At 76.0% G+C, this 1,987-nt stretch carries 2 protein-coding genes; one reads left to right on the top strand and one right to left on the bottom strand.

The window, feature by feature from the left end; genetic code table 11:
* A partial coding sequence (locus ACIQOV_RS39285) for an MFS transporter (RefSeq protein WP_401055672.1) occupies positions 1-1,307 on the bottom strand: 1,307 nt, incomplete at its 3' end.
* 84 nt (positions 1,308-1,391) lie between these two features.
* On the opposite strand from ACIQOV_RS39285, the gene ACIQOV_RS39280 reads away from it, so the two are divergent.
* Entirely contained in the window at positions 1,392-1,967 is a 576-nt protein-coding gene (locus ACIQOV_RS39280) for a MarR family winged helix-turn-helix transcriptional regulator (protein WP_401055670.1), read from the top strand.
* Positions 1,968-1,987 lie beyond the last annotated feature (20 nt).

Here is a 1,987-nt window from a genome sequence, read left to right as displayed (position 1 = left end):
GGGGCCTGTTCCCGGGCCTGGTCCGGCTCCTGATCCGGGGTCCGAGCCCGATCGTGAGCCCGGGTCCGGGCCGGTGGCCGTTCGGCCGCCGGTCCGGACCCGGTTCCGGCGGCCCGCCGGGCGCCGTACCGCCGGACGCCGGGCACCGCCGCCGTGCCCGCGCAGACCGCCGTCACCAGCCCCGCCACCGCCAGCAGCGGCACCCGGTCGCCCCAGGCGTCGGCGGCCAACGGCGCCAGGACGTACCCGAGCGGGGCTCCGGCCAGCGACAGCAGCCAGTCGTACGAGGTGACCCGGGCCAGCGCCCCGGGCGGGAACTCCTGCTGGACCACCGTCTCCCAGACCGGGTTGAGGAAGCCCAGCCCGGCCATCGCCACCGCCTGTGCGGCCACCGCGAGCGGCGCCGGGGCCGGGAGGGCGAGCGCGAGCAGCGGCAGCCCGTACAGCGCGAGGGCGAGGTTCCCGGCCAGCACCGGGCGGCGGGGCCGCAGCCGTCCGGCGATCAGCGAGCCGACCAGCAGACCCACCGCGCCCGCCTGGGTCAGCGCCACCCAGGCGCCGTCCCCGCCGAGCCGGGTGGCGGCGATCAGCGGGCCGAGGGTGAGCAGCACGGAGCTCGCACCGTTCCACACCCCGTGGGCGATCAGGCTGGTCCAGTACCAGTCCCGGGAGCGCACCTCGCTCCAGCCCTCGGCGAGGTCCCGGCGCAGCGAGCGCGGTTCGCCGGGCACGTGGTCGATGCGGAGCCGGGTGAGCAGTGCGGCGCTCAGCGCGAAGGAGGCGCCGTCCAGCACGAACGCCCAGCCGGGCCCGGCGGTGTACACCAGCAGCCCGGCGAGGGCCGGGCCGCCGAGCCGGGCGGCGGCGGTCGTGGAGCCGAGCAGGGCGTTGGCGCGCAGCCGCAGCTCGCCCCGGACGGTGGCGGCGACCAGCGGCGAGGCGGTGGGCATGGCGAAGGCGGAGGCGGTGCCGCCGACCGCCGAGGCGAGCGCGACGTGCGTCAGGTCCGGGTCCCCGCGGAGCAGTTCGAGTCCGACCAGCAGTTGGGCGGCGGCCCGGACCAGGTCGGTGGTGAGGGCGACGAGACGTGGGTCGAAGCGGTCCCCGACCACGCCGCCGACCGGCAGCAGGAGCAGTCTCGGCACCATCGCGCAGCCCAGGACGAGGCCGAGTGCGCCGGCCGAGCCGGTGGCGCGGGTGACGGCGATGGCCAGGGCGGCCGGGACGACGGCGTCGCCGAGGGTGGAGAGGGTCCGTCCGACGAAGAGCAGGCGGAAGCCGCTCAGGTTCAAGGGGTGTCGTGTCACGCGCCGCACTGTATTTCGCTGCCAAAATTTCGGCAACGAATATTTTGGTGCCGTTGTTTCCGCCGCGGTTTGTAGACTCCTCCCATGGCCGAGCACCCTCCAGAGCAGCCCACTGCGCCCCGCGACCGGACGGACAGCCGTGACCGGACGGGGACGTCCGACCGGACGGAGGCCCGGGACTGGACGGACGGCCACCTCGACCGCTGGCAGCCGGTGCTGCCCGGCCTCGACCCGGACATCGAGGCCTCCGTCACCCGGATGTCGCGACTCACCCGCCACCTCGGCCGGGTCCGCGAACAGGGCGTCGCCGACTACGGCCTGCACAAGCACGAGTTCGACACCCTGCACGTGCTCGCCGGCCGCGGCGGCCACGCCGCCCCCTCCGACCTCCGGGCCGACCTCAACCTCGCCCCCGCCTCGGTCACCGGCCGGCTGGAGACCCTGGAACGGCGCGGCTTCGTCCTGCGCACGCCGTCCACGGAGGACCGCCGGAAGGTCGACATCGTGCTGACCGAGGCCGGCCGCGCCGCCTGGCAGGAGGCCCTGGACGTGGTGGGCCGGGAGGAGCGGCGGCTGCTGGGAGTGCTCTCCGAGGAGGAACGGCGCACGCTGGCGGACCTGCTGCGGAAGGTGATGCTCGCTCAGGAGGGCGAGCGGTAGGCCCCCGGGCAGCCGGCCGG

The organism is Kitasatospora sp. NPDC091257, assembly GCF_044757675.1.
Classification (GTDB): domain Bacteria; phylum Actinomycetota; class Actinomycetes; order Streptomycetales; family Streptomycetaceae; genus Kitasatospora; species Kitasatospora lactacystinica.
This window is presented reverse-complemented; position numbering and strand designations above follow the sequence as displayed.

Bases quoted from the DNA above. Each gene is read 5' to 3' on its own strand.
- ACIQOV_RS39280 (WP_401055670.1), top strand. From the start codon at position 1,392: ATGGCCGAGCACCCTCCAGAGCAGCCCACTGCGCCCCGCGACCGGACG.